Annotated in this window: 24 protein-coding genes; 9 read left to right on the forward strand and 15 right to left on the reverse strand. The window is 37.9% G+C overall.

The features are described 5' to 3' along the window. Positions 1-288 precede the first annotated feature (288 nt). From tsf to rplM, 4 genes are all read right to left on the reverse strand, one after another. Positions 289-1,125, reverse strand: a complete 837-nt coding sequence (tsf, locus tag PZ892_RS03710; RefSeq protein ID WP_094255222.1) for a translation elongation factor Ts — start codon at positions 1,123-1,125, stop codon at positions 289-291. A gap of 191 nt (positions 1,126-1,316) precedes the next feature. Beyond that, positions 1,317-2,123 (reverse strand): 30S ribosomal protein S2, encoded by an 807-nt coding sequence (gene rpsB / locus PZ892_RS03715; RefSeq protein ID WP_093098738.1) that lies wholly within the window; start codon positions 2,121-2,123, stop codon positions 1,317-1,319. 18 nt (positions 2,124-2,141) lie between these two features. Next, positions 2,142-2,528, reverse strand: a complete 387-nt coding sequence (rpsI, locus tag PZ892_RS03720; RefSeq protein ID WP_094255221.1) for a 30S ribosomal protein S9 — start codon at positions 2,526-2,528, stop codon at positions 2,142-2,144. Between the two features lie 11 nt (positions 2,529-2,539). Continuing rightward, on the reverse strand, positions 2,540-2,983 hold the full coding sequence (rplM, locus tag PZ892_RS03725) for a 50S ribosomal protein L13 (RefSeq protein WP_094255220.1): 444 nt from the start codon (positions 2,981-2,983) through the stop codon (positions 2,540-2,542). A 433-nt stretch (positions 2,984-3,416) separates the two neighbouring features. On the opposite strand from rplM, the gene PZ892_RS03730 reads away from it, so the two are divergent. The 5 genes from PZ892_RS03730 (at position 3,417) to PZ892_RS03750 (ending at position 9,163) form a co-directional block, all read left to right on the forward strand. Continuing rightward, positions 3,417-5,123: a tetratricopeptide repeat protein gene (locus PZ892_RS03730; RefSeq protein WP_277712102.1), complete on the forward strand. Its 1,707-nt coding sequence runs from the start codon at positions 3,417-3,419 to the stop codon at positions 5,121-5,123. Beyond that, complete coding sequence (locus PZ892_RS03735; RefSeq protein WP_220476800.1) at positions 5,101-5,883, forward strand: DUF4292 domain-containing protein; 783 nt, start codon at positions 5,101-5,103, stop codon at positions 5,881-5,883. The genes PZ892_RS03730 and PZ892_RS03735 overlap by 23 nt, the downstream gene beginning before the upstream one ends. A 108-nt stretch (positions 5,884-5,991) precedes the next feature. After that, positions 5,992-7,269: a peptidoglycan DD-metalloendopeptidase family protein gene (locus PZ892_RS03740; RefSeq protein WP_094255218.1), complete on the forward strand. Its 1,278-nt coding sequence runs from the start codon at positions 5,992-5,994 to the stop codon at positions 7,267-7,269. Between the two features lie 75 nt (positions 7,270-7,344). Beyond that, complete coding sequence (locus PZ892_RS03745) at positions 7,345-7,560, forward strand: twin-arginine translocase TatA/TatE family subunit (protein ID WP_094255217.1); 216 nt, start codon at positions 7,345-7,347, stop codon at positions 7,558-7,560. Positions 7,561-7,708: 148 nt separating this feature from the next. Next, the gene (locus tag PZ892_RS03750) at positions 7,709-9,163 is read left to right on the forward strand and encodes a lytic transglycosylase domain-containing protein (RefSeq protein ID WP_182499266.1); all 1,455 of its coding nucleotides are present in this window, start codon (positions 7,709-7,711) and stop codon (positions 9,161-9,163) included. A gap of 52 nt (positions 9,164-9,215) precedes the next feature. On the opposite strand, the gene PZ892_RS03755 is transcribed toward PZ892_RS03750, so the two are convergent. Further along, a complete protein-coding gene (locus PZ892_RS03755) occupies positions 9,216-9,731 on the reverse strand; it encodes a phosphoribosyltransferase family protein (RefSeq protein ID WP_094255715.1) in 516 nt (171 codons plus the stop codon). A 171-nt stretch (positions 9,732-9,902) separates the two neighbouring features. Then, the gene (locus tag PZ892_RS03760; RefSeq protein ID WP_094255215.1) at positions 9,903-10,478 is read right to left on the reverse strand and encodes an NlpC/P60 family protein; all 576 of its coding nucleotides are present in this window, start codon (positions 10,476-10,478) and stop codon (positions 9,903-9,905) included. A 484-nt stretch (positions 10,479-10,962) separates the two neighbouring features. Here PZ892_RS03760 and thrA point away from each other — a divergent pair, with 484 nt between their 5' ends. From thrA to thrC, 3 genes are read left to right on the forward strand one after another with little or no spacing between them, the layout of a single operon-like run. Further along, positions 10,963-13,410, forward strand: a complete 2,448-nt coding sequence (thrA, locus tag PZ892_RS03765) for a bifunctional aspartate kinase/homoserine dehydrogenase I (protein ID WP_182499267.1) — start codon at positions 10,963-10,965, stop codon at positions 13,408-13,410. Between the two features lie 24 nt (positions 13,411-13,434). Continuing rightward, a complete protein-coding gene (locus PZ892_RS03770; protein WP_182499268.1) occupies positions 13,435-14,427 on the forward strand; it encodes a homoserine kinase in 993 nt (330 codons plus the stop codon). A 16-nt stretch (positions 14,428-14,443) separates the two neighbouring features. Continuing rightward, the gene (thrC, locus tag PZ892_RS03775) at positions 14,444-15,751 is read left to right on the forward strand and encodes a threonine synthase (RefSeq protein ID WP_182499269.1); all 1,308 of its coding nucleotides are present in this window, start codon (positions 14,444-14,446) and stop codon (positions 15,749-15,751) included. A gap of 72 nt (positions 15,752-15,823) precedes the next feature. On the opposite strand, the gene PZ892_RS03780 is transcribed toward thrC, so the two are convergent. Further along, positions 15,824-16,969: a thioredoxin family protein gene (locus tag PZ892_RS03780; RefSeq protein WP_182499270.1), complete on the reverse strand. Its 1,146-nt coding sequence runs from the start codon at positions 16,967-16,969 to the stop codon at positions 15,824-15,826. A 172-nt stretch (positions 16,970-17,141) separates the two neighbouring features. Between PZ892_RS03780 and PZ892_RS03785 the strand changes: the two genes are divergently transcribed. After that, complete coding sequence (locus PZ892_RS03785) at positions 17,142-18,326, forward strand: class I SAM-dependent rRNA methyltransferase (RefSeq protein WP_182499271.1); 1,185 nt, start codon at positions 17,142-17,144, stop codon at positions 18,324-18,326. 151 nt (positions 18,327-18,477) lie between these two features. Here PZ892_RS03785 and PZ892_RS03790 read toward each other — a convergent pair whose 3' ends face one another. The 8 genes from PZ892_RS03790 to PZ892_RS03825 form a co-directional block, all read right to left on the reverse strand. Further along, complete coding sequence (locus PZ892_RS03790; RefSeq protein WP_094255209.1) at positions 18,478-19,233, reverse strand: SGNH/GDSL hydrolase family protein; 756 nt, start codon at positions 19,231-19,233, stop codon at positions 18,478-18,480. A 45-nt stretch (positions 19,234-19,278) separates the two neighbouring features. Next, positions 19,279-20,466, reverse strand: a complete 1,188-nt coding sequence (locus PZ892_RS03795; RefSeq protein ID WP_182499272.1) for an aspartate aminotransferase family protein — start codon at positions 20,464-20,466, stop codon at positions 19,279-19,281. Positions 20,467-20,571: 105 nt separating this feature from the next. Next, positions 20,572-21,003, reverse strand: coding sequence for a hypothetical protein (locus PZ892_RS03800; RefSeq protein ID WP_220476802.1), 432 nt, complete (start codon positions 21,001-21,003; stop codon positions 20,572-20,574). Continuing rightward, positions 21,003-21,938, reverse strand: coding sequence for a hypothetical protein (locus tag PZ892_RS03805; protein ID WP_182499273.1), 936 nt, complete (start codon positions 21,936-21,938; stop codon positions 21,003-21,005). Before PZ892_RS03805 ends, PZ892_RS03800 begins: the two co-directional genes overlap by 1 nt. Positions 21,939-21,972: 34 nt before the next feature. After that, positions 21,973-22,518, reverse strand: coding sequence for an RNA polymerase sigma factor (locus PZ892_RS03810; RefSeq protein WP_094255205.1), 546 nt, complete (start codon positions 22,516-22,518; stop codon positions 21,973-21,975). 6 nt (positions 22,519-22,524) lie between these two features. Next, a complete protein-coding gene (locus tag PZ892_RS03815; protein ID WP_094255204.1) occupies positions 22,525-23,478 on the reverse strand; it encodes a transketolase family protein in 954 nt (317 codons plus the stop codon). 26 nt (positions 23,479-23,504) lie between these two features. Then, complete coding sequence (locus tag PZ892_RS03820) at positions 23,505-24,353, reverse strand: transketolase (RefSeq protein WP_094255203.1); 849 nt, start codon at positions 24,351-24,353, stop codon at positions 23,505-23,507. Between the two features lie 386 nt (positions 24,354-24,739). After that, positions 24,740-25,294, reverse strand: coding sequence for a NifU family protein (locus PZ892_RS03825; protein ID WP_094255202.1), 555 nt, complete (start codon positions 25,292-25,294; stop codon positions 24,740-24,742). Positions 25,295-25,345: the final 51 nt, after the last annotated feature.

Here is a 25,345-nt window from a genome sequence, read left to right on the forward strand (position 1 = left end):
CTATAGCAATTTAAGAAATAGATGTGAGAAGTTAGATGTGAGATTTGAGATAGAAAGGGGGAATAGGGTTTTTAAAGAAGATAGATGTGAGAAGTTAGATGTGAGATTTGAGATAGGAAGGGGGAAATAGGGTTTTTAAAGAAGAGAGACGTGAGAAGTTAGATGTGAGATGTGAGATTTGAGATAGGAAGTTTAATATCTCAAATCTCTTATCTAATCCCATATCCCACATAAAACAAAAAAGCCCATCTTTAAGAAAAGATGGGCTTTTTGTTTTATGTGAAATGCTTACGCGCCTAATTGTACACGTTTGAAAGCAGTTACAGTTAATCCTTTAGCAACTGAGTCTAAGAATTGAGCGATAGATTTTGAAGAATCTTTCACGAATTCTTGGTTCAATAAAGTATTTTCTTTGTAGAATTTGTTCAATTTACCTTGAGCAATTTTTTCTACCATTTCTTCTGGTTTACCTTCAGCACGGATTTGTTCTTTAGCGATTTCAAGTTCGCGTTCGATAGTTTTAGTATCTACACCGTCTTTATCGATAGCAACCGGGTTCATTGCAGCGATTTGCATAGCTACATCTTTACCAGCTTCTTCAACTCCGTCAGCATCAGCAGAAAGGCCTACTAATACACCTAAACGGTAGTTACCGTGGATATAAGCAACAACTTTATCAGCAGCAACAGTTTCGAATTTAGAAACGTCGATTTTCTCACCGATTTTACCAGTTTGCTCGATTAATAAGTCAGCGATTTTAGATCCACCGATTTCTAATGCTTTAAGATCTTCTAGAGAAGCAGGGCTGTTCGCTAATGCAGCGTCAGCTACTGATTCAGCAAATGCAACGAAATCAGCGTTTTTAGCTACGAAGTCAGTTTCGCAGTTTACTTCTACTACGATACCTGATTTGCCATCAGCAGCAGCTTTAGCAATGATTACTCCTTCGTTTGAGTCGCGGTCTTGACGGCTAGCAGCAACTTTAGCACCTTTTTTACGTAGGTAGTCAACAGCAGCTTCGAAATCACCATTAGCTTCCACTAATGCTTTTTTACAGTCCATCATACCAGCGCCAGTTTGTTGACGCAATTTGTTTACATCTGATGCAGAAATTTGTACTGACATAGTATATTTTTTGTTAAAATTACAATTGATGTGTTAACCATTCTTTGTTTTTAAATGAACAGAATGTTAACTTTTTAATATTGAATAGGTTTTTGCTTATTAGCAAAAAACCGGAAAGACAGGAGCGGTAAAAGGAAGCAGATCTTCCAGAAACCAACACTTGTCTATCCGGCTTATGTAATAGAATAAGATTATTCTACGTCTTTCGCTTTACGAGTGCGTTTTCCTGGAGTAGCTTCAGTAGCTTCACCATTGTCTACTGCAGCTTTAGCAGCAGCAGCTTCTTTTTCCGCATCCTCTTCTTTATCGCGCTTGCGCTCTTCTAATCCTTCGATAATCGCTTTACCAATTACGCTAGCAATTAAGCTAATTGATTTAGTAGCATCATCGTTTGCAGGGATTGGGAAGTCGATGTTAGTAGGGTCAGAGTTTGTATCCACCATTGCAAAAGTAGGGATGTTTAATTTCATCGCTTCTGCAACTGCAATATGCTCTTTCTTAACGTCGATAATAAATAACGCAGCAGGCAAACGGTTTAAGTCAGCAATACCACCTAAAAGGTTTTCTAACTTAATACGCTCACGTTGAATCATCAATTTTTCTTTTTTCGACAATACATCGTAAGTGCCATCTTTTTGCATTTTATCGATGTTTGACATTTTTTTGATTGATTTACGTACTGTTGCAAAGTTCGTAAGCATACCACCTAACCAACGTTCCGTAACGAAAGGCATGTTTACTGCTTTTGCTTGTTCTGCCACGATTTCTTTCGCTTGTTTCTTTGTAGCTACGAATAAAACTTTACGACCTGATTTCACGATTTGTTTAATCGCTGAAGCTGCCTCTTCTAATTTAGTAAGAGTTTTGTTCAAGTCGATGATGTGGATACCATTGCGTTCCATGAAAATGTACTTAGCCATCTTCGGATCCCACTTACGAGTAAGGTGACCAAAGTGAACACCTGCATCCAATAATTCTTGATATGTTGTTCTTGCCATTTTTTGATCCTCCTTATATTAACGTTTACTGAATTGGAATCTTCTACGTGCTTTACGACGTCCTGGTTTCTTACGCTCAACCATACGGTCATCACGTGTCATCAAACCTTTAGAACGTAAAGCAGGTTTAACTTCTGGGTTAAGCTCTACTAAAGCTTTAGCAATTGCTAAACGAACTGCTTCTGCTTGTCCTTTAACTCCACCACCTTGAACGTTAACATTGATGTCAAAATTTGCAAGAGAATCAGCTACCAATAAAGATTGAGTAACGATGTATTGCAAAGGTAATGTCGGAAAATATTCCTTGTAATCTTTACCATTCACGGTAATATTTCCATTGCCAGCTGTTAAGTAGATGCGGGCAACAGCAGTTTTTCTTCTTCCTGAAGTGTTAGTTGTTGACATAGTCGTTCTCCTTAAAATTTAACTGGTTTTGGATTCTGCGCCTCATGTTTGTGCTCTGTACCTGCATAAACATAAAGGTTTTTAAATAATTGACGTCCTAAACGGTTCTTAGGCAACATCCCGCGAACAGCTTTCTCGATGATGCGCTCAGGGTGTTTAGCCATTAACTCTTTTGGAGAAACGAAACGTTGACCACCTGGGTAGCCTGTGTAGCGAACATATACTTTGTCGCCTAATTTGTTTCCAGTCAATCTAATTTTGTCTGCGTTGATAACAATTACGTTATCTCCACAGTCTACGTGTGGGGTGAATGAAGGCTTGTGCTTTCCACGAATCACTTTCGCAATCTCGCTTGCCAAGCGCCCCAAAATCTCGCCTTCAGCGTCAACAACGATCCATTCCTTGTTAACGGTGTTCTTGTTAGCAGAGACAGTTTTGTAACTTAACGTATTCACTTGCTTTTATTTAATTAATTAATAATGTTTTAATCCTTTTGTAATCACTACAAAGAGGTCTGCAAAGGTACAATATTTTAATTTAATTCTCAAAGCCAATTTTACTTTTTGTTTTGATATCGATGCACTATTGTTTTTCAAACCCCAAGATCCATGAAAGTACATTCGTATTTCTTCTAAATCAACCCTTTATATTTTAGAGTAACTTGCGTATTAACGGGTATTTTTTGATGTTATTTCGGACTTATATGTTTAAAATTTGAGTCAATTAAGAAAGGATATTTTTGTTAATGGTTAAACTATTAACATAATTTAAGGTAATACGGATTAAACTTTTCTGCATTTTTGTGCTCTTTAAAATTAATTTATTACCTTGAATTGCCTTAGACCGAGCGCTAAGCATGATATAGGGTGGATAATTAAAGTAAATTAGATGAGAAGATCACAATGGTGCAAACCCCTGGTTCTGGGAATATTGCTGATGGCGGGACAAGTGTTGTTTGCGCAAGATTTGAAAGAAGATAAAGGATATAAGGAGCAATTAGCCTCCATAGAATCCAAGTTGAAGAGCGGTGATTTGGCCAATGCTTTACAGAGTATAGAAGAAACTCTGCAGAAATATCCGAATGGCGCAGAAGTTTACTATGCTAAGTCCTTATTATATGCACAAGCCAGAAACTTTGATGTGGCCTTGCCTGCAGCTCAAGAGGCTGTAAAAATATCTCCTGAGAATGTAATCTATAATAATCACCTTTTAGAGCTTTATAAAAGTAAGGGTGATTTCAATTCTGCAATTCAGGTTTTGGATGATTTCCTAATCAAACAACCTAATAACCCTCAGGTGTATCGTGAAAAAATCATGATGCAACATGCAGCAAAAAAATCCGAAGATGCCTTAAAAACTTATGAAATCACCAAGGAAAAGTTTGGTGAAACGGATACGTTGGATGTTTTAAAGGCTGAAATCCTTATGGACTTAGATCGTCCAAGTGAAGCCAATGAATTATTGCAATATTGGAGAAAGAAAAAATCGCCGATCAGACAAGTCTATAGTACACTGAGTTATATTCTCGTGGATCAGAATAAACCCAAAGATGCCGTTTCGGTTCTTGAAGAAGGTTTGGTCTCGACGAAAGATGATTTGCTGTACCTAGATATGGCCGATGCGAATATGGCATTGAAAAAGAGTTCACAGGCATATGATAATATTAAAAAAGCCTTTCAATCTGATGCAGTCAACTTTATTGATAAGCACCGTGTCATGATGAACCTGGTGAATAATAATAAAGAATTCAGTAAGGATCAACTTCAAGATCTTTCGAACACCTTGGTGTTAAAACACCCAAGGATGCCTGATAGCCATATGTTCAAGGGGGATATCATGTGGATGCGTGGTGACCTTGTTGAAGCGAAATCCCTGTATCTAACCACCGTAAGCATGAACCCGCAGCATATAGAGGCTTGGCGAAAACTTATCAATGTGGAGTTGGCCAAGAATGAATTGGACGAGGCTATTGTGGATGGAAATGAGGCTTTGAGTCATAACCCTGGAAATGTAATCATCACTTATTTTGTTGGTATGGCTTACATGATGAAGAAGGACACCGATAATGCAAGATTATATCTTGAAAGAGCATTGGATCAGAGTGGTAATGAAAATGACTTTGTGAAATCGATGGTGTATGGAGGTTTAGGTGATTTATATCATGAAATCAAAATGGAGTCTGCTTCTGAAGTTGCCTATGATGAAGCGATTAAATTGGATAGTAATAACGTAACGGTATTAAATAATGCAGCTTATTATTTGTCTCTTCAAAAGAAAGATTTGGATAAAGCTGCGGATTATGCGAAACGCGCCAATAAGATGGAACCAAATTCTGGAACTTTCCAGGATACCTATGCATGGGTATTATTTCAACAAGGAAAATATCAGGAAGCATTGACCTGGATTGAGAAATCTATAAAAAATTCAGAACCATCAGGAGTGTTGTATGATCATTATGGTGATATCCTAATCAAGTTGGGTAAGACAAAAGAGGCTGTAAAGCAATGGGAGAAAGCAATGACCTTGTCAGAAGGAAGTTCCTTAGATAAAGAAAAATTAAAACAGAAAATCAGTGAGAAGAAATATATTGAGTAGAATAAGTTTGATTTTGGCAGTTTTCATGTTGGTTTCAGCATGTGCCAGTAAGAAATCGACAGTTAAGAAGCCTGATGCCGGAGTGACTGCGAAGGGAAAGGACTTGTTGAATACATACGAGTTGAATAATTTGAACTTCATTACCTTTTCTGGGCGTGCGAAGGCTAAGGTACAGGTTGGAGAAGAGACTCAGAATGTAACTTTGAATATCCGTATGGAAAGAGATAAGGCTATCTGGATCTCAGTAACGGCCTTATTGGGAATTGAAGCGGCAAGAGTATTAATTACGCCTGATAGTGTAAAGATTATCAATAGATTGCATAGTGAATATATTGCTAAACCTTTCTCCTATATATATAGGTATACCAATCCGGGAATTTCCTTCAGAATGTTGCAGGATATTTTGGTTGGCAATATTTCTACAGAGATGCTGAGGACGGATCAATTACAGATTGCTACCAGCGATGAGGATGTTCAGGTAATAGGGGTGAAGGACGGTTTGACCTTTCATTATGGAGTGAATAAGAGTAACAGACCTACCATATTTAATTTGATGGAATTAGGGAAATCTGATAAACTGGAAGCCCATTATGGTGATTTTGCATTGATAGATGGACATAATTTTCCGCAGAGATTCACGTTAAACATTGAAGGAAGTGGTACGAAGGTGTCTTCAGATATGCTTTATAACAAATCAGAATTTAATAAAACGGTGGAGCTGAATTTCAGTATTCCTTCGAGATATAAGGCTATCAACTAATTAGAATAGCCAATAATGTAAAGAAATTATGTTTTTATTATTTTCGTATTAACTATATCCTTATTTTTGGAAGTTCTATAAAATAGAGGCGAAAGAATTTAACATTTCATGGATTTTAAAAAGATTGTACTCAGTATATTTTCCTTATTGCTATTTGTTGGTTTAAGTTACGGACAAAGTAGTTTGGAATTAAAGAAACAAAGGGAAAGAATTGATAGGGAAATCGCTGAGCTTCAAAAAATATTAAGTGCTAAGACACAGGAGAAATTATTATCACAGCAAGAGGTCGCTGCTTTGAGTAAGCAGTTGGACTTGCGGGAAAATAAAATCAGTACCATCAACTCTGAATTACGCATCATCAATAAAAATATTTCTTCGAATAATGCTATCGTCGATAAGCTAAAAGCGGAATTGGAGAAAATGAGACAGGATTATGAAAAAATGATCCTTTTCGCCTTTAGGAATAAGAACTCCTATAATAAGATGATGTTCATCTTTGCTTCTAAGGATTTTAACCAAGCTTTCAAGCGTGTTAAATACCTTCAACAATTTACGGATGCCAGAAAGATTAAGGTTGCGGAGATAGAAGGAACGAAAAAGCAAATCGAGTTGAAGATTGCGCAGTTGGAAAGAGATAAAAAGACTCAACAATCGTTATTGAAAGAACAGGAAGCTGAACGTAATACGATTGCAAAAGATAAAGCGGCACACTCGCAAGAGTTAAATCAATTAGCAAGGGAGGAGCGTACTTTCCGTGGTCAATTGACGAAGAAGCAACAAGAGAAGAAACGTTTAGATGCAGCGATTAAGACTGCGATTGCCAGAGAGGTAGAAGCAGCACGTCGTGCTGAGGAAGAGCGTAGAAGAAGATTGGCAGAAGCGGAAGCTAAAAAGACAGGAACGACTGTTACAGAAGCGGAGAAAAAAATCGAAAAGAAAACTGGTTCAGCGGTGTTAAATAATTCACCGGAAGCGACCAAGTTATCGGCAGGATTCTCTTCGAATAGAGGTCGTCTTCCATGGCCTGTAGGGCAAGGAAGTGTAGTACGTAATTATGGTAGTGTGACGGTAGAGCGTGGAGTACGTGACTTCTATGATTACATCCGTATTCGTACATCCGATGGAGCTCCAGTAAAAACCGTGTTTGAAGGTACAGTACTGCAAGTAATCAATATTGGATCCTATGCAGTTGTTGTTCAACATGGTGAATATTTGACAGCTTATTCTAACTTGAAATCGGTGTCAGTCTCTAAGGGACAAAAGATCTCTACAGGTACCGTAATTGGCGCTGCAGACTCCGATCCAGAGGTTGGATATTCATACATTGATTTGAGTGTTTATCGCGGTACAACCTCCATGAATCCATCAATATGGATAGCAAGATAGTTACATGGATTTAAATATTTTATCTATATATTTGTTAGATATACCAACAGAAAAGAATTAGTAAATTAGTAGAATATGTATACATCAGGATTATTATTTATCGGTACCAATGAGATTATTATTATCGTGGTATTGGCGTTATTGTTATTTGGGGGAAAGAAAATTCCTGAATTAATGCGTGGGTTAGGACGTGGCGTGAAAGAATTTAAAGAAGGCCAAAAAGATGATCCAAATGCTGAAAACAACACAAATACAACAGCTAATAATGATACAGTTAACAAACAAGGTTAATTCTATTCATTAAAAGATTTTATAAAGTTTCACTAGATATGTTCGTTATCTGGTGAAACTTTTTTTTTATGCTAACCAAAGGAATTGGCACAGATTGCCAACGATAAGCGAAGAACTAACACAGATAGTTTACAGTACTTAAATACTTATGAACAAAAAAATTAGTTTCCTAGTTACAATAGGCTTGTGTGTGATGAAATTGGGATACACACAGGAACAACAGTTCGAACCTCATAATTTCGGCGAAACTTTTCAGGCTAATATTATTGACCAAATTGAAAAGGACAAAGAGAAAACATTTTTATTACTCGACTCCGTAAAGCAAGTTGCAGGGAGTTCGGTTGTGTTTAATGAGGAAGATGTCAATATCGCCCAGCGTATTGCCCGAATCCAAAAAACTGTTCCCTTAGAATATAACGCTCGCGTTAAAGCCTATCTGGATAAGTATATCTCCAGAAACTACAAACCTTACATGGAGAAATTACTCGGATTAAGCGAGTATTATTTCCCAATTTACGATCAGATCTTTGCTGAGCAAGGATTGCCGCAAGAAATTCGGTATTTATCAGTCATTGAATCCTCCCTTAATCCGCATACAGTTTCCACTTCAGGAGCTGTGGGACCCTGGCAATTTATTTATGGTACCGCAAAGGTCTATAACCTGACCATGGATTCGAATTTTGATGAACGTAAGGATGTGTATTCAACGACCTATGCTGTTTCAAGTTATTTGAAAGAAGCCTATGATGAGTTTAACGATTGGTTGTTGGCTCTTGCTTCTTATAACTGTGGTAGGGGATGCGTTCGCCGGGCAATAGTGCGTTCCGGATTGAATAGCCCTAATTATTGGGAGCTTTCGCCATATCTACCAAAAGAAACTCAAAATTATATTCCCAAGTTTATCGCGATGACCTATGTCCTCAACCATGCTGAATTGTATGGATTAAATACAGCGGTCAATGATTTACAATCGGATCATAAAGTGTTGATGTTGGATAAATCCATCAACATGAATCAGGTGGCTTCTGCTCTGACCTGTTCAACAGAATTGCTAAAGCAATTGAACCCTGGCTACAAGCGCGATGTGGTGATTGCAAGTCCAGAGAAACAAAGAAGGTTGGTTATTCCAGTGAATGAATCCATGAGTGATTCTTTAATCTATGCGGCTTTGCACAATCCGCAAGATGAAGTAATTCAAAAGGCGATTGCAGCTGTAGAGGTGAAAGAGGATAAAAATCATCTGGTAGCTAAGGGCGAAACCTTACAGAGTATTTCAAAGAAATATGGTGTAAGTGTACAAAACTTAATGGCTTGGAATCATTTAACCTCGAGATCATCGATTGTAGGGCGTGAGATTGTAGTGTCGAGAGCTATTGACGAGGAGTTAACCAAAAATGTGGTTGCTGCTGTAAGTCAGGCTAAGACTGTAGCCAAAAAGAATCCAACCTATGTAACCTATGTTGTAAGAAAAGGGGATACCTTGTCAGAAATTGCCGGTAAACATCGTGGAGCTACGATTGGCAAGATTAAGTCAGATAATAACCTTCGAGGGTCAAACCTTCGCATAGGTCAGAAATTGAAAATTTATAAAGGTAAAGGCTAAGAAAAAATCGAGGGATTACCTAAACAGATACTAGTAAAAATGGAAGATGCGGCTATGATAAATATGCCGCATCTTCTTGTTTATCGAATTCTTCCAAAACGACCTCTACATGTTCTTTGAGGATCGTTGAAAGTTTTAATCCATAGTAATCACTGAATACCGGGAACTGATGGTGGCTACGGTCAATTAGAACGGCTGTACGCATTCTTTTTAATGGAACGTTAAGAAAGACGCCCAAACCGTAAGCTAAGGTCCTACCGCTGTTTAAAACGTCGTCTATTAGAATAATAACTTTGTTCTTGGCAGTTTCCACAGGAACGTCTGTGATAGCTTCCAAGCTACGCTTTGTTTTTTGAACAGTTACCTTGATCAGCTCATAGTTTTTTTCTGGAGCAATTTCCTTTAATAACTTTTGTAGGCGTTCCGCAAACACATAACCACGGTCCGCAAGTCCAACAAGAACAATGGAAGATTCATCAAAATTGTCTTCTATGATTTGGTAAGCAATACGCTTTGACTTTTGGTGAATCTGCTCTTTATTGAGAATAAGTGTTTTCTTTGATGACATTGTTGCTTTTTCTATTCGTGTCTTATTAAAGGAATTCATGTGTATACTAGATTGTAAAATATAATTAGCACATGAATGCTTTTGATAGGGGTAAATTTAATAAAATTTTAAAAAATAAAGTCCGAAAGCATGACTTTCGGACTTTATTTAATATTATATTTTTTGTTTGATCTAGTGAAGATTGCTTTTGCCAGTAGGATTAGCATCAGCGGTCATGATACGCTCGTTATCCTCTAATTTAGGACGGCCACCATTATAATAATATCTCTTCCAGTAAGCTTCATTAAGGTTACTTACCATCACACCTTTACTTGAAGAGGCATGTGCAAATTTATCGTCTCCTAAATAAACTCCAACATGTGTAATACTTCTACTTCTAATTTTAAAGAAAACTAGGTCTCCCGCTTGTAAATCATTCTTGCGAACCGGAGTTACATTGGAATACTGATTACGGCTATTATAACCGATTGTTGTGTTGAACACATTCTCGTAAACTGCCAACGAAAATTTTGAACAGTCAATACCTCTTTTAGAATCTCCACCCAAACGGTATGGAGTTCCTAACCATTCGTAAACAAATTGATAAAGTTTTGTGTTCGTAGTAGCGTTTGATGCAACGCCCATTATTTGAGAGAAGTATTCTTTTGCTAGGTTATCAGGGTCGGAGGATTTTTGGCTGGTTTGAGCCTGCGAGAATAGACATAAGCCTATGAATAGCATCACTGCCACTAGTTTCTTTGTTTTCATTAAATCGCTAATTTATACAACCATAAGCTCTCTGAAATCTTCATTTTTTTGTAATTTTTCAAACGAGCTGAAGCAAATCTAATACATACTGTATAGAAATCAAAACATTCTTAAAGAAATTTAACAAAGTTTTAACACTTTTAACATTTGCATTTTTTCGATGTTCAATCTTCTATTTATCGAAAAACGCTTAAAAACTTGCCCTATTCTAATAAATCACCTGTTTTAATGTTTTTTTTAATTTTTTTAATAAAACTATCTGATTATCTAAAATTTAATAATATATTTGGAAAAACAAAAGCAAAATTAATGTTAAACGCATCTATTATTATTACAATTATCATTACCACCGGGGGAGAAGCCAGGAGGAAGTGACTCTATTGTATAGTAAATAGTACAGATATTAGAAGCCTTCCTCATTTTGAGGAGGGCTTTTTTTATTTTTAAAACAAACAAAACAGTAAATAATCAGAGCAACTAAAGCATGAAAATCCTAAAATTTGGCGGAACATCCGTAGGTTCCGTAGAAAGTATCAAGGCCGTATTGGCAATCGTTAAAGAATCCTTCGAAGCCGGAGAAAAACCATTGGTTGTTTTATCAGCCATGTCAGGAATCACCAACCTATTGACAAAAATGGCCGAAGACGCTTCTGAAGGCAAGTCCTTCATAGAGGATCTGAAGGTGTTGGAAGAAAAACATTTTGAAGTCGTTAAGAAATTAATCGCTGTAAAATTCCAAAATCCAGTATTGACCAGACTTAAATTATTGGTCAATGAACTTGAAGATCTTTTACAAGGTGTAGCAGCTCTCAAAGAGTTAAGCAATCAAAGCAAAGACCTGATCATTTCCTATGGCGAGCGTTGCAGTAATTATTTGGTTGCTAAAATCATGGAACAAGAAGTTCCTGAAGCCGAATATATTAATGCTTCGCATTATGTAAAAACAGACTCCAACTTTGGAAATGCTCATCTAAATGAACCCTTAACAACTCAATTAATTCAAGCCCTTGCTCAAACACATGCTGATAAACTCCTATTTGTAACTGGATTTATCGGTTCGAATGAAAAAGGTAGAATTACAACATTAGGCCGTGGGGGATCAGACTATACAGCGGCTATTTTCGGTTCGGTGCTCAATGCTTCCGCCATCGAAATATGGACTGACGTAAATGGAATGTTGACTGCGGATCCTCGTATTGTTAAAAAAGCATTCTCATTGCCAGTTTTATCTTATACAGAAGCTATGGAACTATCCTATTTTGGGGCGAAGGTGATTTATCCTCCGACAATGGTTCCTGCCTTCATGAAGAAAATCCCTATTGTTATCCGTAATACCTTCCAGCCAAAGTTTCCAGGAACGGTTATTCAATTTGAAACAGGGAAGGCAGCATTCCCAATCAAGGGGATATCTTCTATCTCTGATGTTTCAGTTATCAATCTAACAGGTAGTGGAATGGTTGGTAAATCAGGCTTCAGCGGTAGGTTATTTACCTTGTTGGCGAGAGAGCAGATCAATGTGATCTTGATTACGCAGTCTTCTTCTGAACATAGCATCACCTTTGCGGTAAATCCAAGTGATTCCCAAAAAGCAGTTAATCTAATCCAGAATGAGTTTGAATTGGAGCTACTGGCTAATAAACTCGCTATGCCTGTGGTGGAGGATAATTTATCCATCTTGGCAATCGTAGGAGAGAATATGAAGCGTACGCCAGGGATGTCAGGTAAATTATTCCATGCTTTAGGTAGAAATGGTATCAATGTTCGTGCAATAGCACAGGGATCCTCTGAATTTAATATCTCTGTTATTATCAATAAGGAAGATTTATCAAAAGCTCTAAATGCAGTACATGATGCCTTCTTCGCAGAGTTGAAAAAGACGCTGCATGTATTTAATATAGGTACCGGAAATATTGGCTCTACTTTGTTCAGTCAATTACATAAACAACATTCCTTCCTTGAAGATCAAAATGATGTTGAGATTAAAGTTGTGGGTATTTCAAATTCTAGACGCATGTATTTCAATGCTGATGGGGTTGATTTAGGAAACTGGCAAGCAGAAATGGATGCAAATGGAGAGGTAGCTGACTTAGCAACCTTTATCTCAAAAATGCAGGAAATGAACTTGCCTAACTGTGTATTTATCGATAATACAGCAAGCAAGCTTCCGGCAACTTATTATGAGAATATATTTAAATCCAATATTTCAGTTGTAACCTGTAATAAGATTGCCAATTCTGGAGAATATGCACAATATAAATTACTCCATGAAACTGCCCGCAAACATGGCGTTGATTTCTTCTATGAAACTAACGTAGGGGCAGGTTTACCGATCGTTCGCGTCTTGAAGGACTTGATGATGAGTGGAGACCAATTATTGAAAATTGAAGCTATTCTTTCCGGAACTATCTCTTATATCTTTAATAACTTTAAAGGGGATGCATCCTTCTACGATGTGGTGAAAAAAGCACAGGAACTGGGATACACTGAACCGGATCCACGGGATGACCTTGGTGGAATAGATTTCATGAGAAAGATGTTGATTCTTGGTCGTGATGCTGGTTATCCAATCGAGTCTTCAGATGTGCAGTTAGGAAATATCCTTCCTGAAAGCTGTTTGAAAGCTTCTTCGGTGGATGAGTTCTATGCAGAACTGTTGAAAGCGGATGATTTCTTCAATAACATCAAGCAAGAAGCAGAGCAGCAAGGAAAGGTAATTCGTTATATCGGAACGCTGGAGAATGGTAAAGTAGCCATCAGCTTACAGATGGTCGATGAGAGTCATCCATTTTATGCCCTATCTGGTAGTGATAATATTATCTCATTTACTACGGAACGTTATAAGGAAAGACCATTGGTGGTGAAAGGACCTGGCGCAGGAGCAGAGGTGACAGCAGCTGGTGTATTTGCCGATTTAGTCAACGTAGGTGCATAATTCAAAATCATAAAAACTAAGAACATGTCAAATCCTGAACAATTAATAAAAAAGGAAAATACATTGAATCCAGATAATTGGTTAAAAGAAGTACGAGTTTTTGCACCTGCAACAGTGGCAAATATGATTTGTGGCTTCGATATTTTGGGTTTTGCTGTTGAAAAACCTGGCGATGAGGTATTCATGCAGCAGGTGGAAGAGGTAGGGGTTAGAATCCGCTCGATCAAAGGAGACGATGGCCGTTTGCCATTAGATCCGGATAAAAATACAGTGAGTGCCTGTGTAAAAATGCTATTGAACCACCTAGGGATTGAAAATGAAATAGGTGTTGAAATCGATTTAATCAAGCATATGCCAATTGGTAGTGGATTAGGTTCCAGTTCCGCAAGTACGGTTGCCGGATTATTTGCCATCAATGCTTTGCTTGGAAACCCATTGACCAAAAACGAACTTATGCCATTTTGTGTGGAAGGGGAGAGATTGGCTTGTGGCCATGGACATGCAGATAATGTTGCTCCGGCATTAATGGGCGGTATCACCTTGATTCGTGGATACGAACCATTGGATATCATCAGTTTGCCCGTTCCTGAAGATTTAGTTGCCGGAATCGTGTTCCCGCAAGTGGATGTTCCGACAAGGGATGCTAGGCAGTTGATCAAAGAGAAAGTTTCTTTAAAAGATGCTGTCAATCAATGGGGAAATATCGCAGGATTGGTTGCGGGTTTATATAGGAGCGATTATGATCTTATTGGTCGAAGCATGCACGATGTGTTGATTGAACCAACCAGAGCAATATTGATCCCGGAATTCTATGAGATGAAACGAATCGCCATGGAAGCTGGAGCTTTGAGCTTTGGTATCTCCGGATCGGGACCATCTGTAGTTGCGATCAGCAAAGGTGCTGAGGCTGCTCAATTGGCAGTGAACCGTATTCAGGAACATTTAACAGCGAATGGAATTGAAAGTTTACAGTTTGTATCTGCTGTAAATGCTGAAGGACCAAAAATTCTTTCTTAAATCTAAACTTATTACCATGCAATTTTATAGTACAAACAATAAAAATCTAAGAGTATCCTTCCAAGAAGCCGTTTTCAATTCTCTGCCTCAGGACAAGGGACTTTATATGCCTGAAAATATTCCAACTTTAGATCCTTATTTCATAAAAAATATACAGCAATATTCATTTCAGGAAATTGCTTTCCAAATTGCGAATGCCATAATTGGCGACGATATACCTGAAAAAGACCTGAAAGCTATCATCGAGGATGCAATTAATTTTGATGCACCATTAAGGTTCCTAAGTCCCGAAACAGCAGTTTTAGAACTTTTCCATGGACCTTCCTATGCATTTAAGGATTTCGGTGCAAGATTTATGAGCCGGGTTATGGGCTATTTTTCGAAACAAGGGGATCAGTTATTAGATGTCTTGGTGGCTACTTCAGGTGATACCGGTGGGGCAGTGGCCTTAGGTTTCCTTGGCGTTGAAGGTACGAGAGTGACAATCCTATACCCTAAAGGCAAAGTGTCCAAGGTTCAGGAAGAACAATTGACAACCAATGGACAAAACATCAGAGCCTTGGAAGTGGAAGGAACCTTTGATGATTGCCAAGCTTTGGTCAAACAAGCATTCAATGATCCTGAATTGAATCAAAAGCTAAGACTTACCTCTGCTAATTCAATCAATATCGCACGATTAATCCCGCAAACCTTCTATTACTTCTGGGCTTATGCTCAGTTGAAATCGCAAGGAATGGGTGAGGTCGTATTTACAGTGCCAAGTGGAAACTTTGGAAATATTGGTGCAGGTTTATTAGCTTTTAAAATGGGCTTGCCCGTTTCGCATTTTGTCGCGGGAACCAATGTTAATGATACGGTACCTCGTTTCTTAAATTCGGGATTGTATGAACCTAAGGCTTCTGTACAAACTCTGGCAAATGCTATGGATGTTGGAAACCCAAGCAACTGGGTGCGGATTCAAGACCTTTTCCATAATAACCTTTCCGAATTGCAGGGAATGATCAGTTCATACACCTACAATGATGAAGAAACGAAAAAAGGAATGGATGAGCTATATGAGCAGTTCAAATATGTGGCTTGTCCTCATACAGCAATCGCGTATCTAGCCTCCAAAGCTTACAGAAAAGACCATCCAGGTGAATATGCCTCAGTGTTCCTATCCACGGCACATCCATGCAAATTCCCAGAAGCGATTTCAGAAGAGGTTTATAAAGAAGTGAAACTTCCAGCAGGAGCAGAAAAACTACAAGGATTACCCAAGTTAGCTGAAGAATTGAAAGTAGATTACGTCGCTTTCAAAGCTTATTTAATAGAGAACAATTAATATCTTCTTTAAATAAAAAAGGATCAGTCCATTAATGTCGGATTGATCCTTTTTTTATTCTAATAAAGCAAGTTATTCCAAAGTTGCCAATATTTCTTCCAACTTATCCAGATGGAACCTGATTTTCGCTAATTTCCCAGTCCTTGTATTGATGATCATATAGGTAGGGTAGCTTTGTACAGATAAAGAATCTTCCAAAACTTTTACTTCCGACTTATCCAACCAAAAATTATCGTATTTCTTTGGTTCTTTGGCTAGGTGGTTTTTCCAAACATCTTCTTTTTGATCTATGGAGAGCCCAATAAATTTGATGTTCTTTTTACTTGTAATTGCTATCCTTTCATACTCCGGATGCTGTTGAAGGCAAGGAACGCACCATGTTGCCCAAACATCAATTACTATATAGTCTGCTTCCTTGTATAAATCTTTGATATTGAGTTTTTCATTCTTGAGGTTACTTAACTTTAACGCTGGGAAAGATATGTCAGTCATCGATTTATTCTTGTAATCTACCATATCATATTGATTCTGTAACTCATTGATTTTGCTCTGAGAAAGGTCCTGTTCTTTAACTTTGGCTATTAATTGCTCAATCCGCTCCAAATGCTTCGGCGATAATTCTGGAAAGCCTGTAGACATAAACGGATTCGTTAAAAAATTACCCAAATATTCAACTGTCAATAAGGAATTCGGGTATTTATTTAGTGCATTGATCTTTTCATTAAATCCCCATTCTGTAATCTCTTCTAGTGAGAACTTCTTTTCCTTGTATTTTTCTCTTTGTTGTATTTGGATGGCATTCATTTCAGCTAGTTGCTTATTCAATTCACTATCCTCTACAGATGCTTTTTTCTCTTTTGCATCTAAGGTTATTATCATGTTTTTATTATCCACGATTATAGACAATGCATCTCTTTCATAGTTGATTTCCTTTCTTTTTAACAATTCATCATGTAACTCATCGAATGTTGGATATTCATTTTTGCTCAGTACAAAGAAAGAATGGTTTACCTGTTCCTTAGGCAATTCAACAGGTATCTTAAATTCAAAAGTATTGTTTTCCAATTTATGAACTTGAAAGCCATTAAAACTTGATAGGTGTATATACTGAATACTATCGTCAAGGTTATTGATGCTTCCTTTGATGCTTATCTCTTGGGCCACTACGGATTGAAAAAGAACCGCAATAAAGAGGACTACGGTATTGAAAAGTTTCATAAGTTGTTTATTAGATGGTTATATGAATTTAATGAAATTAATTATTGAAAAAGAATAAATGATCCAACATTAAGAAAAGTGTGGAGGTTAAATCAAGAAAAGAAGGATGTTATTCAAAGTTTTTTATTCCATGATGAATTAATTTCTTTCAATTCTATTTATTTTTGCAGTCATGAATAAAATAATCCTGAACAAAGGAAAGGATAAAGCTGCTTGGCAATTACATCCATGGGTCTTTTCCGGTGCAATCTCAGCTGCCCTGGGGAAACCGCAAAATGGAGATATCGTTTCTGTTTTTAATATAGAAGATGAGTTTATTGCCTACGGAATTTATAACGGAAACTCTAGGGTTGCTGTTCGTTTATTGGAATGGGATCCTCGAAATGAAATTAATGAGCAATGGTGGCGAAATCGTGTAACCAAGGCTGTTAATAACCGTAAGTCCCTCTTGAATGAGCAAAATAATACGGTCCGTTTGATTTTCGCAGAAGCCGATTTCCTTCCTGGCTTAATCGCCGATAAATATGCTGACTTTATCTCTGTTCAGGTGCATTCTACGGGTATCGAAAGAGTGAAGGATATAATTGTAGATCAGTTAGTGCAGTTATTACAACCACAAGGAATTTATGAACGTAGTGATTTAAAGTCTCGTGAATATGAAGGCTTGCCGGATACCAATGGAAAATTATTCGGAATTATGCCGCCTGAATTTGTGGATGTCATTGAGAATGGAATACATTATCAGGTCAATATCGCTGAGGGGCAGAAATCGGGATTCTATTGTGATCAAAGAGAAAATAGAGCCATTACAGCAAAATATGCCAAAGGAAAATCGGTATTGGATTGTTTCTGTTATTCCGGAGGATTTACATTGAATGCATTCCATGAGGGCGCATCTTCTGTGACCTCTGTAGATAGTTCTGCTTTGGCGATTGAAACCCTTAAAAACAATGTAAAGAATAATGGCTTCGATAGCAGCAAACATATTGCAGTGCAATCTGATGTTAATAAATATTTGAGAGAGCTGGGTGAAAAAGGTGAGAAGTTTGACCTAATCGTCCTGGATCCACCAAAATATGCTCCATCAAGAGCAACCCTAGATAAAGCTTCTAGAGCGTATAAAGATTTAAACCGCCGCGGATTAATGCTTCTCAACAGTGGCGGACTGTTAGCAACATTCTCCTGTTCAGGAGCTATGGATATTGAAACTTTTAAACAAGTGATTGCCTGGGCTGCGTTGGATGCCGGAAAAGAAATTCAGTTTATCTATCAATACTGCCAACCCGAAGACCATCCCGTTCGAGCTTCTTTCCCTGAAGGTGAATACTTGAAAGGATTATTGGTCAGAGTAGTCTGATTTAAACAGAAATGAGATATGAGATTTGAGATTTGAGAAATTTCTGGCGATAATTTAACCCGTTTAATATCACAATACTCACATCTCACTTCTCATATCTAATAAACAAACAAAACCGCCTCAGAAAAACTGAGGCGGTTTTGTTTGTTTATTATTTTATCAGATTCAACCAGGCTTCTGCCATAAGGTTGGCACCTGCCATCGTGGTGTGAACTCCATCTGTTGTCCAATAGCCACCATCTTTATTTCTTTTTAATCCTTGATCGAAAATCGTTTGATACGGCAAGAATATAGCTCCATATTCCTGAGCAATTTCTTTGGCGGCATTCAAATATTTTGGAAATTCAGGATACCATGCATCCGTTACATGTTTTACATTTTTAACACCGAATGGTTCAATAATAATCAACTTAACATCTGGAAGGGCAGCTTTTGTTTTATCAAGTAACTCTTTGTATTGAGCTTTATATTGCTCAGGTGAGTTTTTCGCACCGCTATCCATTGTTCTCCAAAAATCATTTACCCCAATCATAATACTTAGGATATTAGGCTTTAGATCCAATGCATCAGTTTGCCATCGATTGATTAAGTCAGGAACACGGTTACCACTGATACCGCGGTTATAAACCTTGATATCCTTATCTGCATATTTATTTAACAAAGTACTTGCCGCCATGAATGCATAGCCGTTTCCGAAGGCATTGCCATCATTTGGCTTTAGGTTTTCTCTATTACGACCAGCATCTGTAATGGAGTCGCCTTGAAATAAGATAACATCCCCTTTGTTGATCGTTAATTTTGCTTTAGCACCGGTTGAAAAATCAATAGCATTTGCTAAGGAAGTCCCTAAGCCGGCTGCTCCCAAAGTCAACAAGCTCTTCTTTAAAAAGTCTCTTCTGTTTTCCATTGTTTATAATAACTAGGTTGATTGTGTTAAAGCAATTTACCTATTCTAACAGAATTTTTCAATCCCTTCCCTAATTATTTTGCAGGAATGTATAATTTCCTCATCACTGATGGTCAGCGGTGGAGCTACTCTTAGAGCAGTTTCACAGTGAAGATACCAGTCAATAATTAATCCCTGACTTGCACAATAATTACTGACTTGATACACTTGGTCAAAGTTCTCCAATTGAAGACACATCATTAATCCCAAGCCACGGATTTCTTTTATCTGCGGAATATTGAGTTCTGTTCTGAATAAATTCGCTTTCCGCTCCACATCCTCAACTAATTTCTCATCTCGAATGACTTTTAGGGAGGCGCGAGCAGCTGCACAACTTACAGGATGTCCACCAAAGGTTGTAATATGCCCAAGCATGGGGTTAGATTTGATGACATCCATCATTTCTTTTGGAGCAACAAAGGCGCCTAATGGCATTCCACCACCTATTCCTTTAGCTAACATTAGAATATCTGGAATAATGCCGAAGTGCTCAAAAGCAAATAGTTTTCCTGTTCTTCCAAATCCCGTTTGGATTTCATCAAATATCAATAGAGCGCCAGTCTCAGTACATTTCTGGCGTAAGGCCTGCATGTATTCCTTGCTTGGAACTCGAACACCTGCCTCACCTTGGATTGCTTCCACTATGACTGCTGCGGTTTTATCCGTAATCTTATCCAAGTCAGTAAGGTTATTGTAGCCTATAAAGGAAACCTCAGGCAATAGGGGAGCATAAGCTTCCCGATACTCATCATTTCCAATTAAACTTAATGCTCCTTGCGTACTGCCATGGTAGGCCTGCTTGGCAGCGATGATCTCCCTGCGGCCTGTAAATTTCTTGGCAACCTTCATCGATCCTTCAACAGCTTCAGCACCAGAATTGGTGAAGTAAACCGATTGAAAGCTTTCTGGAAGAACTTCTAGAAGTTCTGTTGCGAACTGGACTTGCGGTGCTTGAACAAATTCACCATACACCGTCACGTGCATGAAACGATCTAATTGTTCTTGAATGGCCTTTAATACTTGTGGATGTCTATGGCCAATGTTGCTCACATTGAAACCAGAAACCAAATCAATATATTTCTCTCCGTTTGGCCCATATAGGTAAACTCCTTCAGCACGATCAATTTCTAATAATCTTGGTGAATCTGAAGTTTGGGCAGTGTTTTTTAGGAAGAGTTCTCTATTACTTATCATGATGTTGCAAAGATAGGTATAAAGCCTACAAACCTATAACTTATCCTATTGGAAAATAGTTTAGGCACATCAAAAAAAAGAAGCTCTAAATGGAGAGCTTCTTTCTTAATGTCTTCTACTGTTGAGTTCTTTGTAGAGCAGTTCAATAAATTCCTGTTCTACGGCAAAGAACTGTGATGCTCGGGCTTGCCCGACGACATCAGCAAACTTCGCCCGATATTTCTTCTTTATGTCGACCTCTTGTGCATCAAATTCAATAACATCATTATTTGATCGAAAGGAATTTCCTTGGGATTTAGAATTCTGATGTCCTTGCGATTTCTTTGATTTCACACTCCTGATTTCTTTCGAATACATATTGTATAAGGGAAAGAACTGTTGTGCTTCCACTGGTGTTAACCGTAATTGTTTAGAAATATAAGCAGCCTTTTGGCGTTCAATAGCATCAAACCTTTCCTGACGTGACTGTCCATTCGCAACAAAACAAGCTATACAAATCAAACAAATTGTTGAAATAATATGTTTTAAACGAATCATTATAAATTATAATTTAAGTAATCTTCTAAAACTTCCTTATCAATCCCAGATCCCACCTCTTTTGACTCTTCTGGTTGATAGATATACTCAGCATAGTATTCTAGATCAGAAGCATCGCTGTAATTGGAAAGGTAGTTGATAATTTCATCCTCAGGGATTTCATTCAACGACATCATTTCCGTTTTCATTGGTTGATTCTGATCTGCATTATATACAGATACAGCAACTATTGCAGCAACGCATGCAGCCGCAGCGGATGTCAACCAAGTAAAGACTTTTCTCTTCTTCCCAGATACTGAAGTTTCAGACTCATTACGCGAAGGCATTTGAATAACCTTCTTGTCCTGTACTTTGTCAAGAATAGCATTTGACATCTGGTCAAAATATCCCGCAGGTACTTCAAATCCTTCTGTCGCTACCTGAGCCTTCAATTCCTCCGTATAAATCGAAGCCATGATTTGATCATCTGCCTCTTCAAAATAACCTTCAGGAACTGTAAATCCAGGTTCTGCTATTTCTAGGGTTAACTCTTCTTCTTCAATTCTGTTTAGAATCCGAGCAGTCAAGTTATCAAAGTAACCAGCCGGAACATCATTTTCTTCCATCGCTTTCACCTCTTCAATATGAACTTGGGAAAGGATTTGCTCGCTCATCTGATCAAAATAACCCTCAGGAACATTGAAGGCAGCAACATCTCTATACTGGTCAATCTTTATCTGACCTAATAGTTGCGATTCTTGTTGTTCAAAGAATCCACGAGGGGTGCTCAATCCTACTTTTCCTGTGTCTGAAATCTGATCAAGTTTAGCGAAGAATAAACTTCTTTCGGTTAGCTTTTCAAAGTAATTTTCAGGTACAATGAAAGGGTTGACACGCAACGAGTTAGGTAGTTGGTTGTCTCCTAAATTTTCGTAATATGTGTTATTTTCTTTCATAGTACCATAATAGATGGTTTTTGCGGCAAAAGGTTTAATCGTTTGAGGCAAAAAAGTTCTCTATTTTTTTAACTGCTAAATGGTATGAAGCCTTTAATGCTCCTACGCTTGTTCCTAACACCTCGGATATTTCCTCGTATTTCATATCCTCGAAATACTTCATGTTAAAAACCAAACGCTGTTTATCAGGCAAGGTTAATAAGGCCTGTTGTAGCTTCATCTGTGCCTTGTCACCATTGAAATAAGCGCCGTCAGCCAATGAATCAGCTAAATAAGCAGAGTTTTCATCATCCAATGAAACACTCTGCTTTTGTTTTTTCTTGTTCAAAAAGGTAATACACTCATTGGTAGCAATGCGGTATAACCAAGTGTACAATTGAGAATCTTCCCTGAATTTCTCAAGATTACGCCATACTTTGATAAATATATCTTGTACAACATCATCAGCATCGTCATGGTCTATAACCATTCGTCTGACATGCCAATAAATCTTTTGCTGATATTTTTTTAGCAGTAAACGGAATGCCTCTTCTCGAGTCTTTTCATCCGCAAACTTGGCTATTATCAGGGAATCTTCCATAGATTGTTATTTTCTTGTAATTACTTTACGTACTGCATTTACAATGTTTGCAGCATTTAATCCGTATTTCTCCATCAGTTGTGCCGGAGTACCTGATTCGCCAAAGCTATCGTTTACTGCAACATACTCTTGTGGAGTAGGTAATTTCTGTGCCAATAATTGGGCCACACTGTCGCCAAGTCCACCCAAACGATTGTGTTCCTCTGCGGTAACGACACAACCTGTCTTCGTAACTGACTTTAATACAGCTTCTTCATCCAATGGTTTAATCGTGTGGATATTGATGATTTCAGCACTGATGCCTAATTTCTCCAATTCCTCACCCGCTTGGATAGCTTCCCAAACCAAGTGACCTGTAGCAATAATCGTTACATCTGTTCCTTCGTTTAACATAACTGCCTTGCCAATCTCAAATTTTTGATCCGCAGGAGTGAAGTTAGGAACTACTGGACGACCAAAACGTAAATATACAGGACCTTCATGGTCTACTAACGCAACAGTAGCTGCCTTTGTTTGGTTGTAATCACATGGATTGATCACAGTCATTCCTGGCAACATCTTCATTAATCCGATATCTTCCAAAATTTGGTGTGTAGCTCCGTCTTCACCTAGGGTTAAGCCCGCGTGTGAAGCACAGATTTTTACATTCTTACCTGAATAAGCAATGGATTGACGGATCTGGTCATAAACACGACCAGTAGAGAAGTTCGCAAATGTTCCTGTGAATGGAATCTTACCACCAATGGTAAGTCCTGCAGCAATACCCATCATGTTAGCTTCCGCAATACCAATTTGGAAGAAACGCTCAGGATAAGCTTTTATAAAGTCGTTCATTTTCAATGAACCAATCAAGTCAGCACATAAGGCTACTACGTTCTCATTTTTCTGACCAGCCTCTAATAACCCGGCGCCGAAACCTGAACGTGTATCTTTTGATTCTGTGTATGTATATTTTTTCATTACTAATACTATCGTGTAATCAATGATTAATAATCACCTATCGTTCTAGGGATTTGGTTTAATGCAGATTCTAATTGCTCATCATTTGGAGCAACACCATGCCATTTATGTGAACCCATCATGAAATCAACACCTGACCCCATTTCTGTGTGTAATAAAATGATAACTGGTTTTCCTTTTCCTGTACGTGATTTAGCCTCATCTAATCCTGCGATTACTGATGCCATATCATTTCCTTTGTCTACCTCTAAAACATCCCATCCAAATGCTTCCCATTTCGCACGTAGGTTGCCCAATGATAATACATCATCAGTAGAACCATCAATTTGAGCACGGTTATAATCTACAGCAGCAATAATGTTATCTACTTTATTGTGCGGAGCATACATCGCAGCTTCCCAAACCTGTCCTTCTTGCAATTCTCCATCACCCATCAATACATAAACTAAATTGTTGTCTTTGTTCAACTTTTTAGCTTGTGCCGCACCTAACGCAACTGATAAGCCTTGGCCTAATGAACCCGAAGCAATACGAATTCCTGGAAGATGCTCATGCGTAGTTGGGTGACCCTGAAGACGTGAGTTGATTTTTCTGAAAGTAGCAAGTTCGCTCACTGGAAAATATCCAGCTCTAGCCAAGGTACTGTAGAAAACTGGAGAAATGTGACCGTTTGACAAGAAGAAAATGTCTTCCCCAATGCCATCCATGTTAAAAGATGGGTCATTTTTCATTGCGTGGAAATACAAGGCCACAAAATAATCAGTACAGCCCAAGGATCCACCCGGGTGACCTGATTGGCATGCATGTACCATACGAACGATGTCTCTTCTTACTTGCGAAGCGATCTGTTCTAGTTTGTTTATATCTGCACTCATTTTAATTATAAAGTTTCGATTATTTTGCCGATAAAGGTAGTGATTTTTAATGGAGTGCCCTTGAAAAAGCTGAATTATTTAGCCCTTAATCCCAACTTCTAAAAGATTTTTGTCCACAATTCACATTTATGAAAATTTTAATATTCAGGTTCGCATTGAATTAATCGGAATTTACAAAAAATAATAGAAATGTTTAGAAAAACTAAAACCTGCCCGAAACCAATTACCCCAAAGAAAGAGATAGCTCCTGAGATTTTATCAGAAAAGAAAAGCCTGATTTCTCAATCAGGCTTTCCCATTTATTTCTTCAAGTATCTAATAATTAATTTTAATTATTATAAATACTAAATACTAAATACTAAATACTAAATACTAAATACTAAATACTACATCGCATTTGCAACCACTTCTTCAACTTCAGGAACCATACGTTTCAATAAACCTTCGATTCCAGCTTTCAAAGTGATGGTTGAAGATGGACAGCCTGAACATGAACCACGAAGCTCAACCGTAACTGTTCCATTGTCAAATGATTTATAAGCAATAGCTCCACCATCTTGTTCTACAGCAGGACGTACATAGTCGTGTAGCACTTGTTGAATCTTAACTTCAACCTCAGAACCTTCAAAATTAATCTCTTCAGAATGTTCTTCTGGTTTAACCGCCAATTCTGACTCAACAGCTCCTTTAACGAATTCCTTTAATAGGGCTTCGATATCATCCCATTCCGCATCCTCAGTTTTGGTGATTGTAACGAAGTTACTCGCAAAGAAAACACCATTTACAAAGTTGAATTTGAATAATTCCCTTGCAAATGCAGATTCCTGAGCTTTTTCTCTATCTGGGTAATCCAAGCTTCCATTAATCAACAATTTGTTGACCAAGAACTTCATCGTTGCTGGATTAGGAGTACTTTCTGTATATACGTTAATAGTCGCCATGTATTCAAGTTGTAATTAAAGATACAAATATACTGTTTAATCTAGTTGCTA

Origin of the sequence: Sphingobacterium sp. WM (assembly GCF_029542465.1) — a bacterium.
Taxonomy (GTDB): domain Bacteria; phylum Bacteroidota; class Bacteroidia; order Sphingobacteriales; family Sphingobacteriaceae; genus Sphingobacterium; species Sphingobacterium cellulitidis.

What these genes read in the sequence shown, in the direction of transcription:
- tsf (WP_094255222.1), bottom strand. Translation starts at nt 1,125, where the DNA reads ATGTCAGTACAAATTTCTGCATCAGATGTAAACAAATTGCGTCAACAA.
- rpsB (WP_093098738.1), bottom strand. Translation starts at nt 2,123, where the DNA reads ATGGCAAGAACAACATATCAAGAATTATTGGATGCAGGTGTTCACTTT.
- rpsI (WP_094255221.1), bottom strand. Translation starts at nt 2,528, where the DNA reads ATGTCAACAACTAACACTTCAGGAAGAAGAAAAACTGCTGTTGCCCGC.
- PZ892_RS03730 (WP_277712102.1), top strand. Translation starts at nt 3,417, where the DNA reads ATGAGAAGATCACAATGGTGCAAACCCCTGGTTCTGGGAATATTGCTG.
- PZ892_RS03740 (WP_094255218.1), top strand. Translation starts at nt 5,992, where the DNA reads ATGGATTTTAAAAAGATTGTACTCAGTATATTTTCCTTATTGCTATTT.
- PZ892_RS03745 (WP_094255217.1), top strand. Translation starts at nt 7,345, where the DNA reads ATGTATACATCAGGATTATTATTTATCGGTACCAATGAGATTATTATT.
- PZ892_RS03750 (WP_182499266.1), top strand. Translation starts at nt 7,709, where the DNA reads ATGAACAAAAAAATTAGTTTCCTAGTTACAATAGGCTTGTGTGTGATG.
- PZ892_RS03755 (WP_094255715.1), bottom strand. Translation starts at nt 9,731, where the DNA reads ATGTCATCAAAGAAAACACTTATTCTCAATAAAGAGCAGATTCACCAA.
- PZ892_RS03760 (WP_094255215.1), bottom strand. Translation starts at nt 10,478, where the DNA reads ATGAAAACAAAGAAACTAGTGGCAGTGATGCTATTCATAGGCTTATGT.
- thrA (WP_182499267.1), top strand. Translation starts at nt 10,963, where the DNA reads ATGAAAATCCTAAAATTTGGCGGAACATCCGTAGGTTCCGTAGAAAGT.
- PZ892_RS03770 (WP_182499268.1), top strand. Translation starts at nt 13,435, where the DNA reads ATGTCAAATCCTGAACAATTAATAAAAAAGGAAAATACATTGAATCCA.
- thrC (WP_182499269.1), top strand. Translation starts at nt 14,444, where the DNA reads ATGCAATTTTATAGTACAAACAATAAAAATCTAAGAGTATCCTTCCAA.
- PZ892_RS03780 (WP_182499270.1), bottom strand. Translation starts at nt 16,969, where the DNA reads ATGAAACTTTTCAATACCGTAGTCCTCTTTATTGCGGTTCTTTTTCAA.
- PZ892_RS03785 (WP_182499271.1), top strand. Translation starts at nt 17,142, where the DNA reads ATGAATAAAATAATCCTGAACAAAGGAAAGGATAAAGCTGCTTGGCAA.
- PZ892_RS03790 (WP_094255209.1), bottom strand. Translation starts at nt 19,233, where the DNA reads ATGGAAAACAGAAGAGACTTTTTAAAGAAGAGCTTGTTGACTTTGGGA.
- PZ892_RS03795 (WP_182499272.1), bottom strand. Translation starts at nt 20,466, where the DNA reads ATGATAAGTAATAGAGAACTCTTCCTAAAAAACACTGCCCAAACTTCA.
- PZ892_RS03800 (WP_220476802.1), bottom strand. Translation starts at nt 21,003, where the DNA reads ATGATTCGTTTAAAACATATTATTTCAACAATTTGTTTGATTTGTATA.
- PZ892_RS03805 (WP_182499273.1), bottom strand. Translation starts at nt 21,938, where the DNA reads ATGAAAGAAAATAACACATATTACGAAAATTTAGGAGACAACCAACTA.
- PZ892_RS03810 (WP_094255205.1), bottom strand. Translation starts at nt 22,518, where the DNA reads ATGGAAGATTCCCTGATAATAGCCAAGTTTGCGGATGAAAAGACTCGA.
- PZ892_RS03815 (WP_094255204.1), bottom strand. Translation starts at nt 23,478, where the DNA reads ATGAAAAAATATACATACACAGAATCAAAAGATACACGTTCAGGTTTC.
- PZ892_RS03820 (WP_094255203.1), bottom strand. Translation starts at nt 24,353, where the DNA reads ATGAGTGCAGATATAAACAAACTAGAACAGATCGCTTCGCAAGTAAGA.
- PZ892_RS03825 (WP_094255202.1), bottom strand. Translation starts at nt 25,294, where the DNA reads ATGGCGACTATTAACGTATATACAGAAAGTACTCCTAATCCAGCAACG.